Source organism: Ramlibacter ginsenosidimutans (assembly GCF_016654015.1).
Classification (GTDB): Bacteria; Pseudomonadota; Gammaproteobacteria; order Burkholderiales; family Burkholderiaceae_C; genus Ramlibacter; species Ramlibacter ginsenosidimutans.
The window spans coordinates 49,676-74,358 of record NZ_JAEPWM010000009.1 but is presented as its reverse complement, the minus strand read 5'-3'; the positions used below and the strand labels follow the sequence as shown (position 1 = coordinate 74,358).

Sequence of the window (24,683 nt, the reverse complement as noted above, 5' to 3'; positions counted from 1 at the left end):
CATGAGCGGCAAACCCACCACCGGCCCCTTCGAGAAAACCCCCGGCTGGCTCGACTGGTACACGGGCCCGAGCAAACCGCAGTTCCAGCTGCCGCCCAACGCGGTGGATGCGCACTGCCACGTGTTCGGCCCCGGCGCGCAGTTCCCCTACGCGCCGGAGCGCAAGTACACGCCGTGCGACGCCAGCGCCGAGCAGCTGTTCGCGCTGCGCGACCACCTGGGCTTCGCGAAGAACGTGATCGTGCAGGCCACCTGCCATGGCGCCGACAACCGCGCGCTGGTCGATGCGCTGAAGCGCTCCAACGGCAAGGCCAAGGGCGTCGCCACCGTCAAGCGCAGCATCTCCGACCAGGAGCTGCAGGACCTGCATGCCGCCGGCGTGCGCGGCGTGCGCTTCAACTTCGTCAAGCGCCTGGTGGACTTCACGCCCAAGGATGAACTGCTGGAGATCGCCGGCCGCATCGCGCCCCTGGGCTGGCATGTGGTCATCTACTTCGAGGCCGTGGACCTGCCCGAGCTGTGGGACTTCTTCAGCGCGCTGCCGACGACCGTCGTCGTCGACCACATGGGCCGGCCCGATGTGACGAAGCCGGTCGACGGTCCCGAGTTCGAGCTGTTCCTCAAGTTCATGCGCGAGCACACGAACGTGTGGAGCAAGGTGAGCTGCCCCGAGCGCCTGAGCGTGGCCGGCCCGCCGGCCTTGAACGGCGAGCGCAATGCCTACCGGGACGTCGTGCCGTTCGCGCGCAAGATCGTCGAGACCTTCCCCGACCGCGTGCTGTGGGGCACCGACTGGCCACACCCCAACCTGAAGGGCCACATGCCCGACGACGGCCTGCTGGTCGACTACATCCCGCACATCGCAGTGACGAAGGAGCTGCAGCAGAAACTGCTCGTGGACAATCCCAATCGTCTGTACTGGCCCAACGAGGCCTGAGGAGGCACGCCATGCCGCTCGACAAACCCTATGCCGGCATTCCCGGCACCACCATCTTCGACGCGGACCAGAGCCGCAAGGGCTACTGGCTCAACCAGTTCTGCATGTCGCTCATGAAGGCCGAGAACCGCGAGAAGTTCAAGGCCGACGAGCGCGCCTACCTGGACCAGTGGCCGATGACCGAGGACCAGAAGAAGGCCGTGCTCTCCCGCGACATGAACGCCATGATCGCGCTGGGCGGCAACATCTACTTCCTCGCCAAGATCGGCGCCACCGACGGCAAGAGCTTCCAGCAGATGGCCGGCTCGATGACGGGCATGAGCGAGGAGGCCTACCGCGACATGATGGTCGCCGGCGGCCGCCCCGCCACCTGGGGCCGTGAACAGGAGAAAAAATGATGGACCCCCACGCTCACATTCGTTCGCTGCCCCCTGAGGGGGCCTCAGTCTCCTTGAGACGGCTCGGCGGAGACTGAAGTGGCCCGCATCACCGCCTCCGTCTACACCTCGCACGTGCCCGCCATCGGCGCGGCCATGGACCTGGGCAAGACCCAGGAGCCGTACTGGCAGAAGGTCTTCAGCGGCTACGAGTTCTCCCGGAACTGGGAAAAGGAGAACAAGCCCGACGTCGTGTTCCTGGTCTTCAACGACCACGCCACCGCCTTCAGCCTGGAGATGATTCCCACGTTCGCGATCGGCACGGCCGCCGAGTTCCAGCCCGCCGACGAGGGCTGGGGCCCGCGCCCGGTGCCCAAGGTGATCGGCGCGCCCGATCTCGCCTCGCACATCGCGCACTCGGTGATCCAGCAGGACTTCGACCTGACCATCGTCAACAAGATGGACGTGGACCACGGCCTCACCGTGCCTCTGTCGCTGATGTGCGGCGACGTCAAGGAGTGGCCGTTCAAGGTGATCCCCTTCGCCGTGAACGTGGTGCAGTACCCCGTGCCGAGCGGCATGCGCTGCTTCAAGCTGGGGCAGGCGATCCGCAAGGCGATCGAGAGCTTCGACGAAGACCTGAACGTGCAGATCTGGGGCACGGGCGGCATGAGCCACCAGTTGCAGGGCCCGCGCGCCGGCCTGATCAACAAGGAGTGGGACAACCGCTTCCTCGATCGCCTGATCGACGACCCGCAAGGGCTCGCCGAGGTCAGCCACATCGAATACGTCAAGGAAGCCGGCAGCGAAGGCATCGAGCTGGTGATGTGGCTGATCGCACGCGGCGCGATGGCCGATGTGGCCGGCGGCAAGAAGCCCACCGTGAGGCACCGCTTCTATCACGTCCCCGCGAGCAACACCGCCGTGGGCCACCTGATCCTGGAGAACAACCAATGAGCAGCAAGACCGTCCGCATCGCACTCGCCGGGCCCGGCGCCTTCGGCATCAAGCACCTCGATGGCCTGAAGAACATCGACGGCGTGGAGATCACCTCCATCATCGGCCGCGAGCTGCCCAAGGCCCAGGAAGTCGCGCAGAAGTACGGCGCGAAGCACGTGACGACAAACCTCGACGAGGCGCTCGCGCGTCCGGACGTCGACGCGGTCATCCTGTGCACGCCGACGCAGATGCACGCGCAGCAGTCGATCGCCGCCATGAAGGCCGGCAAGCACGTGCAGGTGGAGATCCCGCTGTGCGACAAGGTGGAAGAGGGCCGCGAAGTGCTGAAGGTGCAGCAGCAGACCGGCCTGGTGGCCATGGTCGGCCACACGCGCCGGTTCAACCCCAGCCACCAGTACGTGCACAAGAAGATCCAGGCCGGCGAGTTCCACATCCAGCAGATGGACGTGCAGACCTACTTCTTCCGGCGCACCAACATGAACGCGCTCGGCCAGGCCCGCAGCTGGACCGACCACCTGCTCTGGCACCATGCTGCGCACACGGTGGACCTGTTCCAGTACCAGACCGGCAGCAAGGTCGTGAAGGCCAACGCGGTCCAGGGGCCGATCCATCCGGCCCTGGGCATCGCGATGGACATGAGCATCCAGCTGAAGACCGAAAGCGGCGCGATCTGCACGCTGTCGCTCTCGTTCAACAACGACGGCCCGCTCGGCACCTTCTTCCGCTACATCGGCGACACCGCGACCTACATCGCGCGCTACGACGACCTGTACAACGGCAAGGAAGAGAAGATCGACGTGTCCAAGGTGGACGTGTCCATGAACGGCATCGAGCTGCAGGACCGGGAGTTCATCGCCGCGATCCGCGAAGGCCGCGAGCCGAACTCCAGCGTGGCGCAGGTCATGGCGTGCTACGAGGTGCTCGACCAGCTGGAGCGCCAGCTTTCGTAAGCAGCGCGGAATTGCTGGGGTTCACTCCGTTCACCGCCAGCCTACCCGGTGCACGGTTGCGGGGTTCGCTCCGTTCACCACCCTGTAGGCTGGCGGTGAGCCGCAGGCGAACCCCAGCATCGCCTCAGATCACCTGCCGCAACGTCTGCGCCGCTTCCTGCAAGGGCGGCAGCAGGCGCGTGAGGCTCGCGTCGCCCGGATAGGCTTGCGCCTGGAAGGTGATGCTGAGCGCGCCCACGCAGCGGCCCTGCCGGTCCTTCAGGGGCACGGCCAGCCCGCGCAGGCCGACGTCCGCGTACTGGTCCGCCAGCCAGTAGCCGAGACGCCGCGCCTGCGCGACCGAATCGCGCAGGCGTTGCGGATCCGTGATCGTCTCGGGCGTGAACTGCCCGAACTCCGCCCCTTCGAACCAGGCCTCCACCTGCTCCGGCGACAGCGTGGAGAGCAGGGCGAATCCCGCCGACACCACGTGCGCCGGCACGCGCGCGCCGGGATGGAAACCGATCGAGACCACGCGCGGCGAGTTGCTGCGCGTGAGGTAGACCACGTCGCGGCCGTCCAGCACGCTCAGGTTGGCGGTCTCGCCCGTCTGCATCGACACGCGCTGCATGAACGGCTGCACCAGCCGCGGCAGCCGCGCCGCTTCGAGGTAGCTGCGTCCCAGCCGCAGGATCGCCGGCAGCAGCCAGTAGTGCTTGCCGTCGGAGTCCGCATAGCCGTAGTGCACCAGGCTCAGCAGGTAGCGGCGCGCCGCCGTGCGCGTGAGCCCGGCGAGTTCCGCCGCCTCCGAGGCCGTGAGGCGCGGGTGCGCATCGGAGAAGCATTCGATCACGCGCAAGCCCTTGCCCAGTCCCTCGATGAGCAGGCTCTTGTCGATGTTCGCGGCCGAGTTCATGGAGATCGGGTCTAACCCTTGGAACGTGCGGCAGCCGTTACCGCGCGATCGATCATCGAACGCAGGCCGCTGCGAACGCATGGTGGAAACCCCGGTCGCTGGCTACATTGCATTCCGCCGCAGCCCCCGCTGCATTGGAGACAAAGCATGGCGATCGACAGCTCCACCGGTGCCCACGGCACCCGCCAGACCCGCAAGGCCGCCGCGAGCGGCTGGATCGGGTCGGCACTCGAGTACTACGACTTCTTCATCTACGCCACCGCCGCGGCGCTGGTGTTCCCGCAGATCTTCTTTCCCAAGGGCGACCCCACCACGGCCATCATCGCCTCGCTCGCGACCTATGGCGTCGGCTACGTCGCGCGGCCGATCGGCGCCTTCGTGCTCGGCCACTGGGGCGACACGCACGGCCGCAAGAACGTGCTGATCACGTGCATGTTCATGATGGGCTTGTCGACGCTCGCCGTCGGCCTGCTGCCCACGTACGACCAGGTCGGGCTGCTGGCGCCGGCGCTGCTGGTGCTGCTGCGCCTCATCCAGGGCTTCGCCGTCGCCGGGGAGATTTCCGGAGCGAGCTCGATGATCCTGGAGCACGCGCCGTTCGGCCGACGCGGCTTCTACTCGAGCTTCACCCTGCAAGGCGTGCAGGCGGGCCAGATCCTCGCGGCTGCCGTCTTCCTGCCGCTCGCGCACTTCATGGACAAGGACGCGTTCAACACCTGGGGCTGGCGTGTCCCCTTCCTGCTGAGCGCGGTCGTGATCGTCGCGGGCTGGATCATCCGCCGCGAAGTGGAGGAGACGCCCGCGTTCACCGCGGAAACGCGCCAGCACGCTGTGCCCCGCGCGCCCGTGGTCCAGGCCTTCCGCGAAAGCTGGGCCGACATGGTGCGCGTCGGCCTGTGCTCGCTGATGAACGTGATCCCGGTGGTCGCGACGATCTTCGGTGCGGCCTATGCCGTGCAACCCGGCTACGGCATAGGCTTCGAGAAGGACGTGTACCTGTGGATCCCGGTGGTGGGCAACATCGTCGCCGTGCTGGTGATCCCCTACGTGGGCAACCTGTCCGACCGCATCGGCCGCCGCCTGCCCATGGCGGTCGGCTCCGTGCTGGCCGGCCTGCTGTCCTTCGGCTACCTGTACGCGATCAGCATCCACAACGTGCCGCTCGCCTTCGGCCTGTCGCTGCTGATGTGGGGAGTGGTCTACCAGGGCTACAACGCGGTGTTCCCCAGCTTCTATCCGGAGATGTTCCCCACGCGCACCCGCGTGACCGGCATGGCCATCGCGCAGAACATCGGCACGGCGATCACCGCGCTGCTGCCCGCGCTGTTCGTCGCCGTTGCTCCTCCCGGGGCATCCAACATCCCGCTGACCGTCGGAGCGATCACGCTGGCGATCACCGTCGTCGCTGCGATCGCGGCCATGACGGCGCGCGAGACCTACCGCGTGCGCCTGGCCGACCTGGGCAACAAGGGCGCGCGGCCGGTGGACAAGGACGACTACGAGCGCCTGCGCGCCCAGGCCGTGTCCGGCCGCACGCTGTCGACGGCGGGTTGAGCGTTGCGGAAGGCACCATGATCCGAGGCAGCACGTCCCTGATCGGCCACATCGGCTGGCCGACGCACACCTTCAAGTCGCCGATGATCTACAACCCGTACTTCGAGGCGGCGGGAGTCGATGCGGTGGTGGTGCCCATGGGCTGCAAGCCCGAGCACTACGCGCGCTTCCTGCCTGCGCTGTTCACGCTGGAGAACGTGTGCGGCGCGCTGATCACCATGCCGCACAAGGTGGCCACCCTGGCGCTGCTGGACGAAGCTTCGCCGGCGGTGCGCATCGCGGGCTCGTGCAACGCGGTTCGGCGCGCACCGGATGGCCGCCTGCAGGGCGACATGTTCGACGGCGAAGGCTTCGTGCGGGGGCTGCGCCGCAAGGGTTGCACCATCGAGGGCGCGCGGGCGCTGGTGGTCGGCGCCGGCGGCGTCGGCAGCGCGATCGCCGCATCGCTGGCCGGCGCGGGCGTGGCCGCACTGAGCCTGTTCGACGCGCGCCCCGAGGCCGCCCAGGCACTGGCAGAGCGGCTTGTCGCGCACTACCCGGGGCTGGAGGTGCGCACGGGGAGCAACGACCCGCAGGGCCACGACATCGTGGTGAACGCCACGCCCATGGGCATGAACGAGGGCGATCCCATGCCGATGGACGTGTCGCGCATCGCACCCGAGGCGTTCGTGGGCGAAGTCGTCATGAAGTCGGAAATGACCGCGTTCCTGCAGCGCGTGCAGGAACGGGGCTGCCGCTTCCAGGTGGGGACCGACATGCTGTTCGAGCAGATCCCCGCCTACCTGGAGTACTTCGGGCTGCCATCGACAACCCCGGAGCGGCTGCGTGAGCTCGCGCAACTGAGCTACTGACGCGATCCGGAATCGCCGGCCTGCCGGCGTGTCCCGCAGGGAACTCGGATGGTCTCTACGGTGCTGCAGCGGCGCGCTTCAGACCACGTGGTCCGGGTACTTCGCGCGGATCTGGTCGACCTGGCCCAGGGTGCCTGAGAGGTGCTCGCTCACGCGCTGCCGCGCCTGCTCCGGGTCGCCCGCCGCGATCGCGTCCACGATGCGCCTGTGGTCCCGCACCACGGCCTTCGCCTTGCCGGCGGTGGGCAGGTGCAACCGGCGCAGACGGTCGACGTGCCCGCTGCGGCGGCGGACCAGGTCGAACAGGTCGGGCACACCGGCGGCCACGTACATGAGGCGGTGGAATTCGCGGTCGGCTTCGATGAAGCGACCGTAGTCCTCGCCCGAGGCGAGCGCCGCCTGGATGTCCACCTGTGCGCGCAACTGCGCGACGAGCAGGTCGGTGGGTTGGACGGCCAGGGTGGCAGCCACTTCCAGTTCGATGGCGCGCCGCAGGAAGTGCGCCTGCTGCGCCTGCGCGATGTCGATGCGGCTCACGACGGTCGCATGCTGCGGAAAGATGTCGACCAGTCCTTCTTCGCTCAGCTTGATCAGCGCGTCGCGCACAGGCGTCTGGCTCACGCCGAACAGGTCGGCCAGTTCATTGCGCGCGAGCACCGCGCCGGGCGCGAGCTCCAGGCCGACGATCTGCTCGCGCAGCCGGTCGAACACCTGCGGCGCGGCCTGCCGCTTCGGGTCGATCGACCGGGGCTTGCGGGCGTGCGTGGCGGCGCGGAGCGGGGCGGGCATGGACGGATTCTAGGGAGGAAAAGCCGGGCGAAGCCGCATTGACGCACTAATATATTTGTGTTTCACTGCCGCCGAACCATCAACGGAGACGTCCCGCCATGCACCGCCGCCACGCCCTTGCCGGCATTGCCGCCAGCCTTGCCGCACCCGCCTTCGCGCAGGGCAACGACTGGCCGCATGCCAAGCCGATCACCTACGTCGTGCCCTTCACGCCCGGCGGCTCGACGGACGTCGTCGGCCGCGCGGTCGCCGAAAAGCTCGCCATCGCCCTGAAGCAATCCGTGGTGATCGACAACCGGCCAGGGCAGGGCGGCGCCATCGGCGCGACCTTCGTCGCCCACGCGCCCGCCGACGGCTACACCTTGTTCGGCGGCACGATCAGCACGCACGCGATCAATGCCAGCCTCTACAAGAACCTGCCCTACGACCCGGTGAAGGACTTCGAGCCGGTGTGCCTGGTCGCGTTCCTGCCCAACGTGCTGCTCGTCGACCCCAACGCGGGCGTGAACAACGTGCAGGAGCTGATCGCGCTGCTGAAGAAGGACCCGAAGCGCCGCACGTTCGCCTCGTCGGGCAATGGCACGTCCACGCACCTGGCCGGCGAACTGTTCGCCGACATCATCGGCGTGCCACTCACGCACGTTCCGTACAAGGGCACCCCGCCGGCCATGGTCGATGTCTCGTCCGGCCAGGTCACCTTCATGTTCGACCAGATGACGGCGGCGCTGCCGCTGCTGCAGGCCGGCAAGCTGAAGCTGCTGGCCGTGACCACCGCGAAGCGCATCGCGCTGTCGCCCGGGACGCCGACCATGATCGAATCGGGCGTTCCCGGCTTCGACGTGTCCTCGTGGCAGGCGATCTATGCGCCCAAGGGCACGCCGCGGCCCATCGTGCAGCGCCTCGCGCGCGAGATCCAGGAGGCGCTGAAGCAGCCGGACGTGCAGGAGAAGCTGGGGAAGAACATGGGCATGGAAATCGTCGCGGGCGGCCCGGACGAACTGGCCGCGCTGATGGCCAAGGAGATCCCGCGCTGGGCCGCGCTGGTGAAGAAATCCGGCGCGAGCGCCAGCTGAGGAATCCATGAACCGCGACGTCCGCATCACCGCGATCCGCATCACGCCCGTCGCCTTCCGCGACGGCCCGCTGCTCAATGCGGCCGGCATCCACGAGCCCTGGGCCCTGCGCGCCATCGTGGAGGTGGAGACCTCCGATGGCCGCGTGGGCCTGGCCGAAACCTACGGCGACGCGCCGATGCTCGCGGTGCTGGAGCAGGCCCGCGAGCACGTGCTGGGGCTGTCGCCCTTCGCGCTGAACACGATGGAGGAGCGGCTGAAGGCGGCGATCCGTCCGGCGCCGGGTGCCGTGGAGTACACGCTCGCGCCCGGCTCGCATGCCGCGAAGAACGCCGCCAAGGCCATCAGCGCTTTCGAAGTCGCGATGCTGGACCTCCAGGGCCAGGCCATCGGTGCGCCGATCGTGGACCTGCTCGGTGGCGCCGTGCGCCCACAGGTCGCGTACAGCGCCTACCTGTTCTTCAAGTACGCCGAGCACCACGGCAAGCCGTATGCGCCCGATCCCTGGGGCGAGGGCCTCAGCCCGCAGCAGATCGTGGCGCAGGCGCGCCGCATGGTGGACCGCTACGGTTTCCAGAGCATCAAGCTGAAGGGCGGCGTGTTCGAGCCGCGGCACGAAATCGATTGCATCCGCGCGCTGCGCGAGGCTTTCCCCAAGATGCCGCTGCGCCTCGACCCGAACGCCAACTGGTCGCTCGCGACCAGCAAGCGGGCCGCCGAGGAACTGGACGAGCTCCTGGAGTACTACGAGGACCCGTGCCCCGGCCTGGAGGGCATGGGGGAACTGGCGCGGCACACGCGCCTGCCGCTCGCGACCAACATGGTGGTCACGAGCTTCGAGGACTTCCGGCGCAACGTGGAGCTCCGCGGGGCGCAGGTGATCCTGTCCGACCACCACTACTGGGGCGGGCTGCGCGCCACCCAGCAGCTCGCGCGCATGTGCGCCCTGTGGGGCCTGGGCATGTCCATGCATTCCAACTCGCACCTGGGCATCAGCCTGATGGCGATGACGCACGTCGCCGCCGCCATCCCCAATCTCTCCTACGCCTGCGACACGCACTACCCGTGGCAGGACGAGGACCTCGTGCGCGGCGGCCGCATCGCCTTCGAGCAGGGCGCCGTGCGCGTGCCCGCCGCGCCGGGCCTGGGCGTGGAGCTCGATCGCGCTGCGCTCGCCAGGCTGCACGAGCAGTACCTCGCCTGCGGCATCCGCAACCGCGACGACTTGCGGCAGATGCAGAAATACGATCCGGCGTTCACCGGTGTGTCCCCCCGTTTCTAGGAGACCGACCATGCGAGCTTCCTTCGCGCTTTCGCGCCGCGCCTTCAGTGCTGTCCTGGGCCTGGCCGCGATCGGCCTGGCGGGCGCCGTGCACGCGCAGGCGTGGCCGGCGAAGCCGGTCACCGTCGTCGTGCCCTTCGCGCCCGGCGGCGGCACGGACATCGGCACGCGCATCGTCGCGCAGAAGCTCTCGCAGCTCTGGGGCCAGCCCGTCGTCGTGGACAACCGCGGCGGCGCGGGCGGCAACCTGGGGCTGGACATCGTGGCGCGCGCGAAGCCGGACGGCTACACGCTCGTCACCGGGAACGTGGGCACGCAGTCCATCAATCCGACGCTGTACCGGAAACTCAGCTACAACCCGGACACGGCCTTCGCGCCGATCGGCCTGTTCGCGGACCTGCCCTTCGTGCTCGCCGTCACCAACTCGCTGCCGGTGAAGAACGTGCAGGAACTCGTCGCGCTGGCCAAGGCCCAGCCGGACAAGCTCACGTATGCGAGCTCCGGCAGCGGCGGCTCGCCCCACCTGTCCGCCGAGACCTTCAAGCTCGCGACCGGCACGCAGATCCTGCACGTGCCGTACAAGGGCGGCGGCGCGGCGATGGCGGACCTGATCGCGGGCAATGTGCACATGCTCTTCGCTTCCGTGCTGGAGCTGTCGGGGCACATCAAGGCCGGCAAGCTCAAGGCGCTGGCCATCACGAGCAAGGAGCGCGTGAGTGCGCTGCCCGAGGTTCCCACCCTGGAAGAAAGCGGCATCGTGGGCGCGGAATCCGGCTCCTGGCTCGGGATGCTCGCCCCCGCGGGCACGCCGCAAGCGGTCATCGACAAGGTGTCCGCCGACTTGCGGAAGGTGCTGGCGATGCCTGACGTGAAGGAGCAGTTGCTGGCGCAGGGCGCGGTCGCGAAGTGGCAGTCGCCCGCCGAGTTCGCGCAGCTGATCGCGGCCGACCGCAAGCGCTATGCGCGGATCATCGTGGAGAACAAGCTCTCGGCCGACTGAGCCGCGCGTGCTGCGCGCGGCTCACTGGTCCCAGTCGTTCCCGCCGGCGTCGCCGAACGAGCCGCCCGCATCGTCCCAGCTGCCGCCGTCCTGGATGCCGAAGTCCTGGCCACCCATGTCCTGGTTCGCGCCAGGATCGAAGCCGCCGCCGCCCAGGCCGGCGTCGCGCGCGAGCGGCGAGCCGGCGTTGGCGGGGTCCACGGCGTGCGGCGGGATCTCGTTGCCGTGGTGGTCGAACATGCGGCGGCCGATTTCCTCGGCGGCCACTACGCCCGCGCCGACCGCCAGGCCGGTGCCGAGTCCGCGGGCCAGCGACGAGCCCATGCCTTCACGCGGCGGATAGCCCTGCGGATAGCCACCGGGGGCGCCGTACGGCGGCATGCCGGGTCCGGGCGGATAGGGCTGCTGCGGATAACGGCCGAAGTCGTCGGGGTTGCCGTAGGGCGTGGGCACCGGCTGCGGTCGGCGGCGGCGCATCAGCAGGAACAGTCCGACGACGATGGCCAGCGGGATCAGCAGGGCGCCCAGCGAGAAGCCGCCGCGCGCCGGGGCCTCCGTGGGTGGCGCGCCCATGCTGCGCGCGTGGCCGCGTTGTTCCGTCGCCGGCGCCGGCGCGGAGGACGTGCCGGCGATCTCGCTGCGCAAGGCGGTGACCGCGGCGGGCTTGGCGAAGGGCAGCCCGGGTGCGAGCTGCTCGGCCTGCTGCAACTCGGACCGCGCGGTGGCCAGGTCCTGGCCGCGCGCGGCCAGTTCGGCCTTGACGTAGTGCGCCTTGGCGCTGCCGGGGTGCTTGGCCAGCACCTCGTCGATCATGCGGTTCGCCCCGGGCAGGTCGCCGCGCGAGGCGGTCGCGTAGATCTCCTGGACCGAGGGTTCGGGCGCGGCCTGGGCGCGTGCGCCGATGCTGAACACCAGCAGGAGGAGCCAGGCGAGGAAGGGGAGGAGTCGTCGGGTGCTCATCGTGTTTCCCGTGGAATGCTGCGGACGATGCTGCGATGCGCCCGGGCCGGGTCATGTCGGAGTCCGCGTGGGGGGCAGGTCGGACGAAGACTCCGAACGTGAGGGGTGGCTGGCGCCAGCAGCGGACTTTCAGTTTACCCCGGCAGGTGGCCGGATCGCTTCTCCAGCGTCTCCGCGGTTCCCAGGTGCCGCTCCAGGCGGACGAGCGTCTGCTGCGCGAAGTCCTTCAGCTCGGCGTCCTGGTGCCGGCCCTTCACTTCGTGGCCGAACAGGTCGATCGCCTTCTGGTGAGCGCGCGCCATCTGTTCGAGGAAGTCCTGGTCGAAGCTGCGGCCGGACCGCCGCAGGGAACGCAATTCGCGCTGCTGCCCCGACGAAGGCGAGGTGGGCAGCACGATGCCCTTGGCGCTCGCGATGCGTTGCAGCTGTGCATTGGCGGCCTGGTGGTCCGCGACGAGCTGCTGCGCGTACTCGCGCACGCGCGGGTCGCGCGAGCGCTGCAACGCGAGCCGGCCCGCGGCGATCTCCGCCAGGCCGGCCTGTGCGGCCGCTTCCGCGAACTTGCGGTCGGTGCGGTCCATGTTGGCCGCGGTGCGGTCGGGCGCGCCTTCGCCGGGACGCACCGAGGAGATCTGGCCTGGCTGCGAAGGCGCGGCGAGGGCGGCGCCCGGGTGGAAGGCCGCGCCGGCGAGCAGGGCGGCGGCAAGGAAGGGGAGGCTGCGCATGCCCGCAGCGTAGGCCGCCGCAGCCTGGCCGCGGGGTGGGCCCGCGCTGGCTTCGGATGTAGTCGGATGGCCGACGGCCTGCGGTCGAGCTGCCCCCGCGCGTATTTATCAGCCGAACACCCCGCTGTCGATTGGTAGTTGTCAGCAACGGCCAGCCGACGCAGCGCCGAACAATCGGAATACGATATTTTTTCGCCCAGCCGCAACGTGTGCGGCGCAACAAGGAGGCATCATGCGTCACCCCCTGCCGCGTCTCTTGTCGAGCATCGCGAGCGCCTGTCTCGCGACCCTCGTCCCCGCCGTCGCGTTCGCGGCCGACCCCATCAAGATCGGCGTCATCTCCGAAAGCCAGGCCGTCGCCGGCTCGTCCATCGCGCCGGCCGCGCAGCTGGCGGCCGAGGAGATCAACGCCAAGGGCGGCATCAACGGCCGCAAGATCGAGATCGTCGTGTACGACAACCACTCCTCTGCGGCCGAGTCGGTGCGAGCCTTCCAGCGCGCCGTCAACGAGGACAAGGTCAACGCGGTGATCACCAGCTACATCTCCGAGGTCGTGCTGGCGCTGGAGCCCTGGGCCGCTCGGCTGAAGACGGTGATGATCACCCCCGGCGCCGCCTCGGACGTGATCACGCAGAACATCGCCAAGGACTACGACCACCAGAAGTACACCTTCCACGGCTACCTCACCTCGAGTGCGCTGGCCGGGCTGGTGTGCGACGCGGCCAAGGACCTGCTGGTCACCCAGCACAAGATGAAGACGGCCGTCATCATGAGCGAGGACGCCGCCTGGACCACCCCGCTGGACGCCGGCTACGAGCAGTGCCTGCCGAAGGCCGGACTCAAGGTGCTCGACCACATCCGCTTCTCGCCCGATACCACCGACTTCACGCCGATCTTCAGCAAGGTCGAGGGCCAGAAGCCCGACGTCATCATCACCGGCATCTCGCACGTGGGCACGCAACCGACGGTGCAGTGGAAGAGCCAGCAGGTGCCGGTCGCGATGTTCGGCGTCGCCTCGCAGGCCACGAACTCGACGTTCTGGAAGGACACCAACGGCGCCACCGAAGGCGTGCTGTACCAGGCCGTGTCCGGACCGGGCGTCGCCGTCACGCCGAAGACGCTGCCCTTCGTCGACGCGTTCGTGAAGAAGTTCGGCAACAACCCCTCCTACGCGGGCTACACCTCCTACGACGACGTCTACATCATCGCGGACGCGATCCGCCGCGCCGGTTCCACGGACAGCGACAAGATCGTGGCGGCGATGGAGAAGACGGACTACGTCGGCACCATCGGCCGCGTGGCGTTCAAGCCCAAGGGCGACCCGAACGTGCACGGCCTGAAGACCGGCCCGGGCTTCATCACCGGCCTGATGCTGCAGTGGCAGGACGGCAAGCAGGTGAACGTCTGGCCCAAGAACCTGGCCGCGGGCACGATGAAGTTCCCCGCGTTCGTCAAGTTGCCCGCCCAGTGACGCCCGGCTGCCTCCTTCCCGCAGCCGCCACGCCGCCGGCGTCCCCCCGCTAGGACGCCGGCCGCCCCTATGCTCTTCTGGCAGATCCTGATCGACGGCTTCGCCATCAGTTCCCTCTACGCGCTGGGCGCGACGGGCTTCACGCTCATCTTCGGCGTGTCGGGCGTGCTGAACCTTTCGCACGGCGCCATCATGGTCGCCGCGGCCGTCGCTTCGTGGGCGCTCGCCGGCCTGCTGCAGGCCAACCCGTACACGTCGGCGCTCGGCGGCGTCGTCATCGGCGTGATCCTGACGATGCTGACCTACTTCATCACCGTCCGGCCCATCCAGCGCTCGAATCGCGTCGCCGAGTCGGAGAAGGAGATCTTCATCCTCACGGCCACGCTGCTGTGGGGCATCATCATTTCGGAGACGGTCTCCTACTTCTTCACCAACAACGCCAAGACCGTGCTGCCCATCGTGGAAGGCGTGGTGACGGTGGTCGGCGTGCGCACGCCGACCAACGAGTACTTCACGGCGATCATCTGCTGGGTGGCGATCGCCGCGCTGTGGGTGCTGGTGAACAAGACGCGGCAGGGCAAGGCGGTGCTGGCGGCGTCGATGAACCCGCGCGGCGTCACGCTGCTGGGCATCGAGCTCACCCGCATCCACATCGCGGTCTGGTTGATCTACGGGCTGCTGGCCAGCATCGCCGGGATCCTGCTCGGCATGTTCCTGGGCGTGAGCTCGTACAGCGTGGGTCCGCTCACGGCGAGCGCGTTCTCCATCGTCGTGCTGGGCGGCCTGGGCAGCGTGACCGGCTCGCTGATCGCGGCTTACGTGGTCGGGTACCTGGAGACGGTCACGGCCTACCTGGTTTCGCCGGCCTACCGCAGCATCCCGTCATTGCTGCTGCTGGTGCTGGTGATGTACCTGCGCCCGCAGGGCCTGTTCGGAAGGCGTTGATGGCCAGACCTGCGTGGCTGAAATCCCGTCCGGTGCTCGCCGGGCTCGTGCTGCTGGTGCTCGGCGCATGCGTGCCGCTGTTCGGTTCCGGCTACGTGCTGGGGCTGCTCACCGTCGCCTTCTACACCGCGGTGTTCGCGATGGCGTGGGACCTGCTGTTCGGGTTCGCGGGCGAGGTGAACTTCGGTCCCACCTTCCTGATCGGCCTGGGCGCCTATACCGCCGGCATCATGGATGCGCGGCTGTCGCCGCAGGTGTCGCTCTGGCTGTGCGTGGTCGTGGGCGCCATCGCGGCGGTGATCGGAGGCGTGCTGCTGGCGCTGCCGGCGCTGCGCGTGCGCGGCCCGTATTTCGGCCTGACCACGCTGGTGGCCGTGCTCATGCTGCAGAACATGGTGGTCGTGTTCGCGGGCCTCACCGGCGGCGAGATCGGCCTGTCGGTGCCCGACGTCATATCTCTGAGCGCCACCACCAACTACTGGATCGCCTTCGGCTTCATGGCCGTGAGCGGGGCGATCCTCTACGGGCTGTCGCGCTCGCCCATCGGGCTGGTGCTGCAGGCGAGCGGGCAGGACCCGGTGCAGGCCGGCGCGCTCGGCTTCAACGTGACCAAGCACAAGCTCTTCGCCTTCATCGTCAGCGCGTTCTTCTCCGGACTCTCCGGTGCGCTGATGGTCTTCTACATGGGGACGGCCAGCGTCGGCACCTTCATCGACATCTCGGTGGGCGTGCAGATCATCGTCGCGGCCGTGCTGGGCGGACGCCGCACGGTGATCGGCGCGGCGATCGGCGCGGTGTTCCTGATCGGCATGGGCGAGGCCTTGCGCCCGCTCGGCGAACTCGCCACCTTGCTGGTGTCCGTCGTGGCGCTGGCCGTCGTGCTGTTCTTCCCGGACGGCATCCTGGGCATGCTGCAGGGGAGGGCGGGGCGTGGCTGAAGCGCCGATGCTCGAAGTGACCCAGCTGACCAAGCGCTTCGGCGGCCTGGTCGCGGTCAAGGACCTGAGCTTCAGCATCCGCGGCGGCGAGATCCTCGGACTGATCGGGCCCAACGGCTCGGGCAAGTCCACGGCCATGCGCAGCGTGATGGGCGTCGACCCGCCGACCGCGGGCAGCGTGCGCTTCGAAGGCCGCGAGATCGCCGGCCTGCCCTCGCACAAGATCGCGCGCATCGGCGTGGGCCTGGTGTTCCAGCACTCGCGCCCGCTGAACCGGCAGACCGTGGTGGAGAACATCAAGGTCGCGCTGATCCCCGACCGCCTGAGCATGATCCTGCACAGCGCCGAGATCGACGAGAAGGCGCGCGCGATCGCCGTGCGCGTCGGCCTGGGCGACGTGCTCGATCGCAAGCCGCCGACGCTGGCCTTCGCCGACTTGCGCCGGCTGGAGCTCGCCAAGGCGATCGCGCAACATCCCAAGCTGCTGCTGGTGGACGAGCCCTTCGCTGGCCTGACGGCGTCGGAGGTGGGCGCCTTCTCGGACCTGATCTCGGCGTTCCGCGCCGAGGGCCGCGCCGTCCTGCTGGTGGACCACAACGTCAAGAGCGTCGCGGCCCTGGTCGATCGCGCAGTCGCCATGTACCTGGGCGAGAAGATCGCCGAGGGTACGGCGGCGGAGGTCATGCGCGACGAGACGGTGCGCCGCGTGTACCTGGGCGGCGCCCTCACGCGGGCGGAAGGCATGAACGGACGCGCGAGCGAGGGGCCGCCGCTGCTCGAGGTGCGCGACGTGGAGGTGCGCTACGGCAAGGCACTGGCCGTGCAGGGCGTGTCGCTGCACGTGCGCGAAGGCGAATTCGTGGCACTGGTCGGCCTCAACGGCGCCGGCAAGACGACGCTGTTCAACGCCGTATCGGGGCTCGTGCGCCACGCCGGCGAAGTGCGCTGGGCCGGCGCGCCGATTGCGGGCCAGACCGCCGCCGCCATCGCCCGCTCCGGCATCGTGCAGTGTCCGGAGACGCGCGAACTGTTCGGTGACATGACCGTTCGCGAGAACCTGGACCTGGGCGGGAACGCGCTGGAGCCGGACGAGCTGGAGCAACGGCGCGAGTGGCTGTTCGACCTGTTCCCGATCCTGCGTGATCGTGCCGGCCAGGTCTCGCGCACGCTGAGCGGCGGCGAACAGCAGATGCTCGCGATCGCGCGCGCCCTCATGATGAAGCCGCGCCTGCTGATCCTCGACGAGCCGACCCTGGGCCTCGCGCCCGTGATCCTGGAGACGCTGTCGAAGGCCTTGCACCGGCTGCGCAGCGACACCGGGCTGACGGTGCTGCTGGGCGAACAGAACGTCACCTTCGCGCTGCCCCACGCGGACCGGCTGTATGTCATGGACCACGGCAAGATCGCCTGGGAAGGCCTGCCCGAGCGCTTCGAGGACGAAGCGGCGGAAATGTACCTCTGAGGCGGCGCCTCGGGCCAGCTGGTGGGAGCGCGCTGCGCGTGCCGGGTCTCGCCCGCGAGGGGACGGGCCGCTCACCAGCATCGGCGGTTTGAACGCCGCCTGTGACTGCTCAGTCCGCCTTTACGCCCGCCTGCTGCACGATCACTGCCCAGCGCTGGATGTCGTCGGCAAGGAAGCTGCGCAGGTCCTCGCCCGTGCCCAGCCAGGGGACGGACGCCGCGGACGCAAGCCTGGCGGAGTACTCCGGCGTCGCGGCCGCCTTGTTCACCGCGTCGTGCACCTTGGCCACGATGTCGGCGGGCGTGCCTGCTGGCGCGAACAGGCCCATCCACACGCGCGCCTCGAAGCCGGGAATCCCTTGCTCGATCACCGTCGGCACCTCGGGCATCGCCGGGTCGCGTGCCGTGCTGGTCACCGCGAACACGCGCACGCGGCCCGAGCGCGCCTGCGGCAGCAGGGAGCCGCCCGCATCGAACGCGAACGGGATCTGTCCGCCGATGACGTCCTGCAGCACCATGGGCGAGCCGCGGTAGGGGACATGCGTCATCTGCATGCCCGTGGCGCGCTTGAGCATCTCCATGGCCAGGTGCTGCGTCGTGCCCGTGCCGCCGGAACCGTAGGAGACCGGGGCGGGCTGCGCCTTCACCCAGGCGACCATCTCCTTGACGTTGCGCACCGGCACGTCGTTGTTGCAGTAGAGGAAGAGCGCACCTTTCAGCACCGGCGCGATCGGCACGAAGTCCTTCAGCGGGTCGTAGGGCAGCTTGCCCTTGTACACGGACGGATTGATCGCCATCGGACCGCCCGTGGACACGAGCAGGGTGTAGCCGTCGGGCGCGGCTGACTTCGCCAGGCTCCCCACGATGATGCCGTGCGCGCCGGGCTTGTTGTCGACCACCAGCGGCTGTCCGAGCGAGCGGGCCATGCCGTCCGTGAGGCCGCGGATCCAGCCGTCGGCCGTGTCGCCCGGCGGCGTCCCGATCAGCACGCGGATGGGACGGCTGGGATACGCGGCGTCGGCGAGCACGAGGCCCGGCGTGACGGATGCGCTGGCGAGCGCGAGCGCGTCGCGCAGGAAAACGCGGCGGTCGGGGTGGTGCATTTCTGTCTCCTGTGTTCTTGCGGGGTCAGAGATCGACGTCGAGCAGGCGAACGTACTGCTGCCCGCCATGCATGTCGCGCTCGATCGCGCCGCCCTGCGGACGCGCGCGCGGATAGGAAATCTTCACCACGCGCAGGTCGGGCAGGGCGAAGTACTTGACCAGGTCGGGCTCGACGCCGTACAGCCGTGCGATGGCGCCGGGCTGCAGCGCGGCCGCGCTCGCGTAGCGCTCGAAGCTCGCCGCATCGGCGAACCACAGGTCCAGCGTGATCCAGAACGGGCCTGCGTTCTTCGAACGCACATGGCTGCACACCTCGCTGACTTTAGGCATGGGCCACCTCCGCGACGTCGGCGAACCGCGTGCGGACCAGTTCCAGCGGGTGGTCCACGTGCACCACGTGATTCAGCATGAACTCGCAGACGCGGCCGCGCTCGACCTCCGCCGGCGAGAACGGGAAGGCATAGCTCGGAAGCTCCATGCCGGGCCGCAGCGGCAGGTGGAAGAACCAGGGATTGCAGGTCTTGGCGATCTGCGTCGCGGCCTGCTGCGTTTCGGCGGTGGCGACGAACAGGAGTCCCACCTCGCGCGGCGGCGGTGCGCCCTCGGTCGGCGGCAAGCCGCTGACCGCATTGCTGCCGTAGGCGCGCAGCGAGATGTCGAACTCGCCGGCGCGCGGGCCCATGGTCTCGCGCACGCGCGTTGTCAGCACGTCGTGCATGTGGGCGATGAAGCGGTCGATGTCCGCGAGTACATCGCGGTCCTGGATGCCCACGAGCATGAGCGTCTGGTATCCGGTCCCGCGTGCCCCCTCCAGCTTCATGGTGTAGGGCTGCGGCAGGAATTTCGAGCCGGTCACGCGCACGATGCGCTCGTCGATCGGCACGTACTGCGCGGCGGTCACGTCGAGGATGCCGCCTGGCTCGTGCAGCAGGAAGGGATCGCTGTTCTCGTACAGCATGTGCGAGTAGACCGTCTCCACGGTGCACTGGTTGTGCGCGCCCAGGGGCTCCACGGTGAAGTGGTCGCTGCCCACGCGGATCATCACGCCGCCTTCGCGGGGACGCACGGTGCACAGCGAACCGCACTCGGCGATCTTGCCCGCGTGCCACGCGGGGCCGGGGGGCGCGCCGCGCATCAGCGGCACGGCGGCAAGTACCGCGGTGTCGGTGGTGCGGCCGCCCAGCACGATGTCCGCGCCCTCGCGCAGGGCGGCGATGTAGGGCTCGGGACCCATGAGCGCCACGATGCGGTCGCAAGCGGCAAAGCGCTGCGGGTCGCTGTCCGTCATGGGCGCGAGGGGCGAGATGCGACCGGCTTTCGCCCAGGCTTGCATGGTCTGCGGCGACTGCTCGGAGTAGAGCAGGGCGATGCGCGGGCGCAGGCCGTGTTCACGCGCAATCTCGAGCGCGATGTCGCGCGTCCAGTCCAGCGCCTCGTCGCAGCCGGAGGTGCCGCAGGATCCGATCAGCAGCGGAATGCCGGCCTTGGCCTGCGCACGCATGAGGATGGACAGGTCGTGCTTGACCGAATCGCGCGAGTACTTCGCCTGGCCGGTCGCCAGGTAGGCGGGGCCGCTGTCGGTGGAACCGGCGTCGCAGGCGATGGCATGGGCCTCGGCCAGGCGGTCGAAGACGTCCGCCTCCTTGACGCCGATGCCCAGCGCACCGCAGGGAACGAGGACGTTGACGGTGCCGGGGGCAGATGGGGGCATGGACGGCTTTCCGTAGACAATGCGGCGGATTGTAGACAATCCGGAATCATCGTCAACCGCGTGCTAAAGTGCTCGCATGACGACAGCCGAAGCCGCCGCTCCCGCGCGCGTGATGATCGACGACACGGTCGCGCGGCTGGAAGACCTCATCATGCGCGGCGAGCTGCCCCCGGGCGCACGGCTGCCCGAGCAGCAGCTGGCCGACACTCTCGGCGTGAGCCGAGGCCCGTTGCGCGAAGCGATCCGGACGCTGGAAGGGCGGCGCCTCGTGGAACGCACGCCGCACGCGGGCGTGCGCGTGGTCCAGTTGTCGCTGGAAGACCTGGAACAGCTGCTGTCGATGCGCGAGGCCCTGGAAGGCATGGCCTGCCGGCAGGCAGCCGAACACATGACCGCGCCGGAGATCCGCCAGCTGCGGGAGACGGCGACGCGCATCGAGCAGCTGCTGGAGCAGGGACCGCAATCCGTGTTTGCGAGCCAGGCCGATACCGACTTTCACCGCCAGATCGCCATCGGCAGCCGCAACAAGTGGATCGCGCGCCAGCTGTGCGAAGACCTCTACTCGCTGCTGCGCCTGTACCGGCTCCACGCGGTGCGCCGCCCCGGCAGCACCGCGCGCGTCACGGCCAAGGAGCACCACGCCATCATCGACCGCATCCACGCCCGCGATGCGGACGGCGCCGAGCGCGTGATGCGCGAGCACGTGCGCCACAGCCGCGATCGCCTGCTGGCGCAGGTCCGCGCCGGCGGCTGAGCGGCTCAGCAGCTTCGCTTCACCCGCGCGAAACGCCGCACGGCCACAATGGCTGTCATGCAAAGGCGACTCCTCCTCATGCTGATGGCCGCGCTGCCCGCTGCGCGCGTGCTGGCGCAGGACGAAGGACCCCGGCCGCGGCTGAAGATCTCGGCGGCACAACTCTACGAGGCGCTTTCCTCGCGCTTTCCCATGCGCTTCGGCCTGCCCGGCGTGCTCGAAGTGCAGGTGAGCGCGCCGCGCCTGGAACTGCTGCCGTCGCGCAACAAGCTCGGCGCCGGGCTGCGCGCGGACTGGAGCGACGCGCGGGGCCAGCCCTTGCCGGCGGGCGACCTGGACCTGGTGTTCGCGTTGCGCTACGAGCCGGCCGACCAGACCTTGCGTGGCCATGACCCGGAGATCGTGGACCTGCGCTGGCCCGGCATGCCGCCGCAAACGCGCGAGACGGTGCGCGCGCTGCTGCCCAGCCTGGCGCAGAACCTGGGGGAGATCCTGCTGCACCGCTTCACGCCGCGCGAGCTCGCACTGGCGGACACCATGGGCTTCCAGCCGCAGGACTTCCGGGTCGAGGACGATGGCCTGCTGATCCTGTTCGGTCCGAAGCCGCCGCATTCCTGATGGGGGACGGGCACCACGCGCCGGCGCGGGACAGCGCGACGACGCCGCATGCGCTGACCGTCGCGTTCACGGGCCGGGCCGACGAGGTTCGCGCGCGCTGGCGGCGCGACCTGTGGATCAACCTCGTGCTGGGCGGACTCTATACGCCGGTGGCACGGCGCCATGTGGCGCTGTACCTCGCAAGCCGCACGCTGGTCGATGGCGAGCCCGTGGAGGCGGTGCCGGTGCGCAAGTCGCCTTGGCCGGCAATCGTCCTCGTGGCCTTGTACATCGCCGCGCGCGTGGCGCAGGAGTTCGACCACGGGCCGCCGCTTCCCCTGGTGGTGATCGCGGGCGTGCTGCTGCTGCCGTACGTGTGGGGTGTCGCCGTGGGTCGCAGCGTCGATGCGCTGCGCTGGCGCGGCATGGACTGCCGCTTCTCACCCGGATGGCGGCGCATCTACGCCGAGAGCTGGCCACTACTGCTGCTGGGCTGCGCGTGGGCTCCATGGGCGCCGCTCGTGGCTGACGCCGCAGACCGCCCGGAGACCCTGCGCCTCGACGCGACCGCCCTGTCGCTGATCGTGGCCGCCGTGGTGCTTGCGCTGGGCCTGCTGCTGCGCCTGGGCTTCCAGTGGCAGCGGCTGCGCATCACGGGCACGCGCGTGGGCGGGCATGCGGTGCAGTGGGACGGCCGCTTCGCGGAGTACGCGCGCATCTGGGCCGGCACCGCAGCCGCCGTCGCGCTCACCGCCGTGCTCCCGGTGGTCCTGGTGCGCCATGCACTGCTTGGCTCCTTCACGCTGCAAGGACTGGATCCGGAGCGGGCAGCGATTGCATGGACCGCCGGCATCCTGCTCGTGTGGATCCTGTCGGTGCCCGCGCGCGCCTGGCACGCGGCGCGCCTGTTCCGCTTCGCCTGGAGTGGCGTGCGCGTGGGCGGCATCGCGCGCGTCGACTGCGCTCTGGACGTGCGTCGCCACGCGCGCTTGCGCGCGGTCAATGCCTGGCGCACGCTCTTGACGGCCGGCGCTCGCCGGGCGGAGGCGGTGCTGCAGGATTACCGCGCGAAGCTGGCCAGCCTGCGCGTGGAAGAACTTGCAGGGGGATTCCCGGCCCGGCACCCGCCAGCGCCTCCGCTATAAGACACTTCCGGTTTCGCCAACGCGGAGGTGGGTTATGCGCATCGCGGTCATGGGTTCGGGAGGCTTGGGCGGCTACTTCGGCGCGCGGCTCGTGCAGGGTGGCGCGGACGTGCACTTCATCGCGCGGGGGCGGCACCTGCAGGCCATGCGCAGCGAAGGCCTGCGCATCGCGGGCCCCGACCCCTTGCATGTGCAGAAGGTGCAGGCGACGGACCAGCCGGCCGAGGTCGGTGTGGTCGACTTCGTGCTGCTGGCCGTGAAGCTCTGGGACACCGAGCAGGCGATCGCGCAGATGCGGCCCATGGTCGGACCGGACACCACGGTGATCTCCTTCCAGAACGGCGTGCTCAAGGACGATTACCTGCGTGCCGCCTTTGACGCGCGCCAGGTCATGGGTGGCGTGGGCTACGTCGCCACCACCATCGAATCGCCCGGCGTGATCCGGCAGACCGGTCCCATGCAGCGGCTGCTGTTCGGCGAGTTCGACGGCTCGCGCTCCGCGCGCGGCGAGGCCTTGCTGGCGGCCTGCCGGGCCGGCGGAATCAACGCGGAGCTGTCGACGGACATCCTGCGCGAGATCTGGCAGAAGTACGTGTTCTTGGTGGGCCTGTCCGGCACCACCACCACCATGCGGCAGACCATCGGGCCGATCCGCACGAACCCCCAGACGCGCGCGTTCCTGCTGGACGTGATGCGCGAAGTGGTCGCCGTGGGCCGGGCGCACGGAGTCCCGCTGGCCGAGGACTTCGCCGAGACCTCCGGGTTACAGCGCGCCGACAGCGTCGCACCCGACATGACCGCATCCATGCACCACGACCTCGAACGCGGCAACCCGCTGGAGGTGCGCTGGCTCTCGGGCGGCGTGGTCGAACTCGGTCGCGCCAAGGGCGTGCCTGCGCCGCTGAACCGCGCGATCGCCGACATCCTGGCCCTGTACGCGAATGGAGCGCCCCATGCCTGAGACCCGGCATCGCATCAGCGACCTGCGCCTGCGCGGCGTGACCTGCACGCCGGTGGAAGTCCCGCTGCGCTACGTCCTCGGGACCAGTGCAGCCACCGTGCGGGCCGCGCCGCTGCTGCTGGTGGACGTGCACACGGAGCAGGGGATCACCGGACGCTCCTACGTGTTCTGCTACCGGCGCAGCGGCGCCAAACCGGTGGCGGCGATCGTCGAGGATGCCGCGCAGATCGTGCGCGGCGAGCGCATCGCGCCGGCCGACTTTGCGACGCGGCTGCAGCGCAGCTTCGCGCTGATCGGCGTGACGGGCATCGTGCGCATGGCGCTCTCGGCCTTCGACATGGCGCTCTGGGATGCGATGGCCGTGGCCGCAGGCGTGCCGCTCGCGACCTTGCTGGGCGCCTCGCCGCGGCCCATCCGCGCCTACAACTCGTGCGGCCTGGGCCTGATGAGCCCGCAAGCTGCTGCGGACGAAGCCGAGGCCTTGCTGGAAGGCGGCATGCAGGCGGTCAAGCTGCGGCTGGGGTACGCGAGCCTGGCGGACGACCTCGCCGTCACGCGTGCGGTGCGCGCGCGCCTGCCGGATGCGGTGCAACTCCTGGTGGACTACAACCAAGCCTTGTCGCGCTTCGAGGCGCTGGAGCGCGGGCGCGCGCTGCAGTCGGAAGGCGTGGCGTGGCTGGAGGAGCCGATCCGCCACGACGACCTGACCGGCAACGCGGAGCTCGCGCGCTCGCTCACCCTGCCGCTGCAACTCGGCGAGAACTTCGACGGCCCCAAGGACTTGCTGCGGGCGCTGCAGGCGCAGGCCTGCGATCTCGCCATGCCCGATGTCGCGCGCATCGGCGGCGTCACCGGCTGGATGCAGGCCGCTGGCGTGGCCGAGGCTCATGGCATTCCGCTGAGCTCGCACCTGATGCCGGAGGTCAGCGCCCAGCTGCTCGCGGCCACGCCGACCTGCCACTGGCTGGAGTACGTGGACTGGACCGACCCGATCGCGCAGGAGCCGGTGAAGATCGTCGATGGCCACTGGCCCGCCAGCGAACGCCCCGGCGCCGGACTCGCGTGGGACCCCGACGCGGTCGAACACTTTCGCATGCGCTGAGCCAGCCCCGGCGGCTTCCGTCGTCGGCTGTCCGCGCGCCAAACCTCGTCGCTGTGCGACTTTTTTGACGGACGGCTCCTACTGCTTTGTAAGCGAGTGAACTCCTGCGGGTAGGAGGCCTCCTACCCGGTTCTGTTTGCA

At 69.3% G+C, this 24,683-nt stretch carries 25 protein-coding genes; 18 read left to right on the top strand and 7 right to left on the bottom strand.

Annotation, left to right across the window (positions count from 1 at the left end; all coding sequences use genetic code 11):
• Window position 1 precedes the first annotated feature (1 nt).
• The 4 genes from JJB11_RS19285 (at window position 2) to JJB11_RS19270 (ending at window position 3,224) form a co-directional block, all read left to right on the top strand.
• Window positions 2–937 (top strand): amidohydrolase family protein, encoded by a 936-nt coding sequence (locus JJB11_RS19285; protein ID WP_201175227.1) that lies wholly within the window; start codon window positions 2–4, stop codon window positions 935–937.
• Window positions 938–948: 11 nt separating this feature from the next.
• On the top strand, window positions 949–1,335 hold the full coding sequence (gene ligA, locus JJB11_RS19280) for a protocatechuate 4,5-dioxygenase subunit alpha (protein ID WP_201175224.1): 387 nt from the start codon (window positions 949–951) through the stop codon (window positions 1,333–1,335).
• Between the two features lie 78 nt (window positions 1,336–1,413).
• Window positions 1,414–2,271, top strand: coding sequence for a class III extradiol dioxygenase subunit beta (locus JJB11_RS19275; protein WP_201175222.1), 858 nt, complete (start codon window positions 1,414–1,416; stop codon window positions 2,269–2,271).
• Complete coding sequence (locus tag JJB11_RS19270) at window positions 2,268–3,224, top strand: Gfo/Idh/MocA family oxidoreductase (protein ID WP_201175214.1); 957 nt, start codon at window positions 2,268–2,270, stop codon at window positions 3,222–3,224. The genes JJB11_RS19275 and JJB11_RS19270 overlap by 4 nt, the downstream gene beginning before the upstream one ends.
• A gap of 124 nt (window positions 3,225–3,348) precedes the next feature.
• Here JJB11_RS19270 and JJB11_RS19265 read toward each other — a convergent pair whose 3' ends face one another.
• Complete coding sequence (locus JJB11_RS19265) at window positions 3,349–4,119, bottom strand: IclR family transcriptional regulator domain-containing protein (protein WP_201175212.1); 771 nt, start codon at window positions 4,117–4,119, stop codon at window positions 3,349–3,351.
• Between the two features lie 147 nt (window positions 4,120–4,266).
• Between JJB11_RS19265 and JJB11_RS19260 the strand changes: the two genes are divergently transcribed.
• Both JJB11_RS19260 and JJB11_RS19255 read left to right on the top strand, forming a co-directional pair.
• Window positions 4,267–5,673, top strand: a complete 1,407-nt coding sequence (locus JJB11_RS19260) for an MFS transporter (RefSeq protein WP_201175211.1) — start codon at window positions 4,267–4,269, stop codon at window positions 5,671–5,673.
• Between the two features lie 17 nt (window positions 5,674–5,690).
• Window positions 5,691–6,524: a shikimate dehydrogenase family protein gene (locus JJB11_RS19255; protein WP_201175207.1), complete on the top strand. Its 834-nt coding sequence runs from the start codon at window positions 5,691–5,693 to the stop codon at window positions 6,522–6,524.
• A gap of 78 nt (window positions 6,525–6,602) precedes the next feature.
• Here JJB11_RS19255 and JJB11_RS19250 read toward each other — a convergent pair whose 3' ends face one another.
• Entirely contained in the window at window positions 6,603–7,313 is a 711-nt protein-coding gene (locus JJB11_RS19250) for a GntR family transcriptional regulator (RefSeq protein ID WP_201175206.1), read from the bottom strand.
• Window positions 7,314–7,411: 98 nt separating this feature from the next.
• On the opposite strand from JJB11_RS19250, the gene JJB11_RS19245 reads away from it, so the two are divergent.
• From JJB11_RS19245 to JJB11_RS19235, 3 genes are read left to right on the top strand one after another with little or no spacing between them, the layout of a single operon-like run.
• On the top strand, window positions 7,412–8,386 hold the full coding sequence (locus JJB11_RS19245) for a Bug family tripartite tricarboxylate transporter substrate binding protein (protein WP_201175204.1): 975 nt from the start codon (window positions 7,412–7,414) through the stop codon (window positions 8,384–8,386).
• Between the two features lie 7 nt (window positions 8,387–8,393).
• Window positions 8,394–9,668 (top strand): glucarate dehydratase family protein, encoded by a 1,275-nt coding sequence (locus JJB11_RS19240; RefSeq protein ID WP_201175202.1) that lies wholly within the window; start codon window positions 8,394–8,396, stop codon window positions 9,666–9,668.
• A gap of 10 nt (window positions 9,669–9,678) precedes the next feature.
• Window positions 9,679–10,668, top strand: a complete 990-nt coding sequence (locus JJB11_RS19235) for a Bug family tripartite tricarboxylate transporter substrate binding protein (protein WP_201175201.1) — start codon at window positions 9,679–9,681, stop codon at window positions 10,666–10,668.
• A gap of 21 nt (window positions 10,669–10,689) precedes the next feature.
• Here the strand turns inward: JJB11_RS19235 and JJB11_RS26420 are convergent, their stop codons facing one another.
• Complete coding sequence (locus tag JJB11_RS26420) at window positions 10,690–11,628, bottom strand: tetratricopeptide repeat protein (protein WP_201175199.1); 939 nt, start codon at window positions 11,626–11,628, stop codon at window positions 10,690–10,692.
• Window positions 11,629–11,762: 134 nt separating this feature from the next.
• Window positions 11,763–12,353 carry a DUF4142 domain-containing protein gene (locus JJB11_RS19225; RefSeq protein ID WP_201175195.1) on the bottom strand — a complete coding sequence of 197 codons (591 nt, stop codon included), beginning with the start codon at window positions 12,351–12,353 and terminating at the stop codon, window positions 11,763–11,765.
• Between the two features lie 232 nt (window positions 12,354–12,585).
• On the opposite strand from JJB11_RS19225, the gene JJB11_RS19220 reads away from it, so the two are divergent.
• From JJB11_RS19220 to JJB11_RS19205, 4 genes are all read left to right on the top strand, one after another.
• Window positions 12,586–13,824 (top strand): ABC transporter substrate-binding protein, encoded by a 1,239-nt coding sequence (locus tag JJB11_RS19220; RefSeq protein WP_201175193.1) that lies wholly within the window; start codon window positions 12,586–12,588, stop codon window positions 13,822–13,824.
• A 69-nt stretch (window positions 13,825–13,893) separates the two neighbouring features.
• Window positions 13,894–14,769 (top strand): branched-chain amino acid ABC transporter permease, encoded by an 876-nt coding sequence (locus JJB11_RS19215; RefSeq protein ID WP_201175191.1) that lies wholly within the window; start codon window positions 13,894–13,896, stop codon window positions 14,767–14,769.
• Complete coding sequence (locus tag JJB11_RS19210; protein ID WP_201175189.1) at window positions 14,769–15,707, top strand: branched-chain amino acid ABC transporter permease; 939 nt, start codon at window positions 14,769–14,771, stop codon at window positions 15,705–15,707. Before JJB11_RS19215 ends, JJB11_RS19210 begins: the two co-directional genes overlap by 1 nt.
• Entirely contained in the window at window positions 15,700–17,169 is a 1,470-nt protein-coding gene (locus tag JJB11_RS19205) for an ATP-binding cassette domain-containing protein (protein ID WP_201175187.1), read from the top strand. Before JJB11_RS19210 ends, JJB11_RS19205 begins: the two co-directional genes overlap by 8 nt.
• 109 nt (window positions 17,170–17,278) lie before the next feature.
• Here the strand turns inward: JJB11_RS19205 and JJB11_RS19200 are convergent, their stop codons facing one another.
• The 3 genes from JJB11_RS19200 to JJB11_RS19190 are packed head-to-tail and all read right to left on the bottom strand — an operon-like array spanning window position 17,279 to window position 19,983.
• Window positions 17,279–18,271: a Bug family tripartite tricarboxylate transporter substrate binding protein gene (locus JJB11_RS19200; RefSeq protein WP_201175180.1), complete on the bottom strand. Its 993-nt coding sequence runs from the start codon at window positions 18,269–18,271 to the stop codon at window positions 17,279–17,281.
• A 25-nt stretch (window positions 18,272–18,296) separates the two neighbouring features.
• Complete coding sequence (locus JJB11_RS19195; protein WP_201175178.1) at window positions 18,297–18,602, bottom strand: DUF4387 domain-containing protein; 306 nt, start codon at window positions 18,600–18,602, stop codon at window positions 18,297–18,299.
• The gene (locus JJB11_RS19190) at window positions 18,595–19,983 is read right to left on the bottom strand and encodes an acyclic terpene utilization AtuA family protein (protein ID WP_201175176.1); all 1,389 of its coding nucleotides are present in this window, start codon (window positions 19,981–19,983) and stop codon (window positions 18,595–18,597) included. The genes JJB11_RS19195 and JJB11_RS19190 overlap by 8 nt, the downstream gene beginning before the upstream one ends.
• A gap of 76 nt (window positions 19,984–20,059) precedes the next feature.
• Between JJB11_RS19190 and JJB11_RS19185 the strand changes: the two genes are divergently transcribed.
• From JJB11_RS19185 to JJB11_RS19165, 5 genes are read left to right on the top strand one after another with little or no spacing between them, the layout of a single operon-like run.
• The gene (locus tag JJB11_RS19185) at window positions 20,060–20,737 is read left to right on the top strand and encodes a GntR family transcriptional regulator (RefSeq protein WP_201175174.1); all 678 of its coding nucleotides are present in this window, start codon (window positions 20,060–20,062) and stop codon (window positions 20,735–20,737) included.
• 57 nt (window positions 20,738–20,794) lie between these two features.
• Window positions 20,795–21,355: a DUF1439 domain-containing protein gene (locus JJB11_RS19180; protein WP_201175172.1), complete on the top strand. Its 561-nt coding sequence runs from the start codon at window positions 20,795–20,797 to the stop codon at window positions 21,353–21,355.
• The gene (locus JJB11_RS19175; RefSeq protein WP_201175171.1) at window positions 21,355–22,479 is read left to right on the top strand and encodes a DUF898 family protein; all 1,125 of its coding nucleotides are present in this window, start codon (window positions 21,355–21,357) and stop codon (window positions 22,477–22,479) included. The genes JJB11_RS19180 and JJB11_RS19175 overlap by 1 nt, the downstream gene beginning before the upstream one ends.
• A gap of 34 nt (window positions 22,480–22,513) precedes the next feature.
• Window positions 22,514–23,440: a ketopantoate reductase family protein gene (locus tag JJB11_RS19170; protein WP_201175169.1), complete on the top strand. Its 927-nt coding sequence runs from the start codon at window positions 22,514–22,516 to the stop codon at window positions 23,438–23,440.
• Window positions 23,433–24,542, top strand: coding sequence for an enolase C-terminal domain-like protein (locus JJB11_RS19165; RefSeq protein ID WP_201175167.1), 1,110 nt, complete (start codon window positions 23,433–23,435; stop codon window positions 24,540–24,542). Before JJB11_RS19170 ends, JJB11_RS19165 begins: the two co-directional genes overlap by 8 nt.
• Window positions 24,543–24,683 lie beyond the last annotated feature (141 nt).

Coding starts and splice junctions, on each gene's coding strand:
- JJB11_RS19285 (WP_201175227.1), top strand. CDS start 2: ATGAGCGGCAAACCCACCACCGGCCCCTTCGAGAAAACCCCCGGCTGG.
- ligA (WP_201175224.1), top strand. CDS start 949: ATGCCGCTCGACAAACCCTATGCCGGCATTCCCGGCACCACCATCTTC.
- JJB11_RS19270 (WP_201175214.1), top strand. CDS start 2,268: ATGAGCAGCAAGACCGTCCGCATCGCACTCGCCGGGCCCGGCGCCTTC.
- JJB11_RS19265 (WP_201175212.1), bottom strand. CDS start 4,119: ATGAACTCGGCCGCGAACATCGACAAGAGCCTGCTCATCGAGGGACTG.
- JJB11_RS19260 (WP_201175211.1), top strand. CDS start 4,267: ATGGCGATCGACAGCTCCACCGGTGCCCACGGCACCCGCCAGACCCGC.
- JJB11_RS19255 (WP_201175207.1), top strand. CDS start 5,691: ATGATCCGAGGCAGCACGTCCCTGATCGGCCACATCGGCTGGCCGACG.
- JJB11_RS19250 (WP_201175206.1), bottom strand. CDS start 7,313: ATGCCCGCCCCGCTCCGCGCCGCCACGCACGCCCGCAAGCCCCGGTCG.
- JJB11_RS19245 (WP_201175204.1), top strand. CDS start 7,412: ATGCACCGCCGCCACGCCCTTGCCGGCATTGCCGCCAGCCTTGCCGCA.
- JJB11_RS19240 (WP_201175202.1), top strand. CDS start 8,394: ATGAACCGCGACGTCCGCATCACCGCGATCCGCATCACGCCCGTCGCC.
- JJB11_RS19235 (WP_201175201.1), top strand. CDS start 9,679: ATGCGAGCTTCCTTCGCGCTTTCGCGCCGCGCCTTCAGTGCTGTCCTG.
- JJB11_RS26420 (WP_201175199.1), bottom strand. CDS start 11,628: ATGAGCACCCGACGACTCCTCCCCTTCCTCGCCTGGCTCCTCCTGCTG.
- JJB11_RS19225 (WP_201175195.1), bottom strand. CDS start 12,353: ATGCGCAGCCTCCCCTTCCTTGCCGCCGCCCTGCTCGCCGGCGCGGCC.
- JJB11_RS19220 (WP_201175193.1), top strand. CDS start 12,586: ATGCGTCACCCCCTGCCGCGTCTCTTGTCGAGCATCGCGAGCGCCTGT.
- JJB11_RS19215 (WP_201175191.1), top strand. CDS start 13,894: ATGCTCTTCTGGCAGATCCTGATCGACGGCTTCGCCATCAGTTCCCTC.
- JJB11_RS19210 (WP_201175189.1), top strand. CDS start 14,769: ATGGCCAGACCTGCGTGGCTGAAATCCCGTCCGGTGCTCGCCGGGCTC.
- JJB11_RS19200 (WP_201175180.1), bottom strand. CDS start 18,271: ATGCACCACCCCGACCGCCGCGTTTTCCTGCGCGACGCGCTCGCGCTC.
- JJB11_RS19195 (WP_201175178.1), bottom strand. CDS start 18,602: ATGCCTAAAGTCAGCGAGGTGTGCAGCCATGTGCGTTCGAAGAACGCA.
- JJB11_RS19190 (WP_201175176.1), bottom strand. CDS start 19,983: ATGCCCCCATCTGCCCCCGGCACCGTCAACGTCCTCGTTCCCTGCGGT.
- JJB11_RS19185 (WP_201175174.1), top strand. CDS start 20,060: ATGACGACAGCCGAAGCCGCCGCTCCCGCGCGCGTGATGATCGACGAC.
- JJB11_RS19180 (WP_201175172.1), top strand. CDS start 20,795: ATGCAAAGGCGACTCCTCCTCATGCTGATGGCCGCGCTGCCCGCTGCG.
- JJB11_RS19175 (WP_201175171.1), top strand. CDS start 21,355: ATGGGGGACGGGCACCACGCGCCGGCGCGGGACAGCGCGACGACGCCG.
- JJB11_RS19170 (WP_201175169.1), top strand. CDS start 22,514: ATGCGCATCGCGGTCATGGGTTCGGGAGGCTTGGGCGGCTACTTCGGC.
- JJB11_RS19165 (WP_201175167.1), top strand. CDS start 23,433: ATGCCTGAGACCCGGCATCGCATCAGCGACCTGCGCCTGCGCGGCGTG.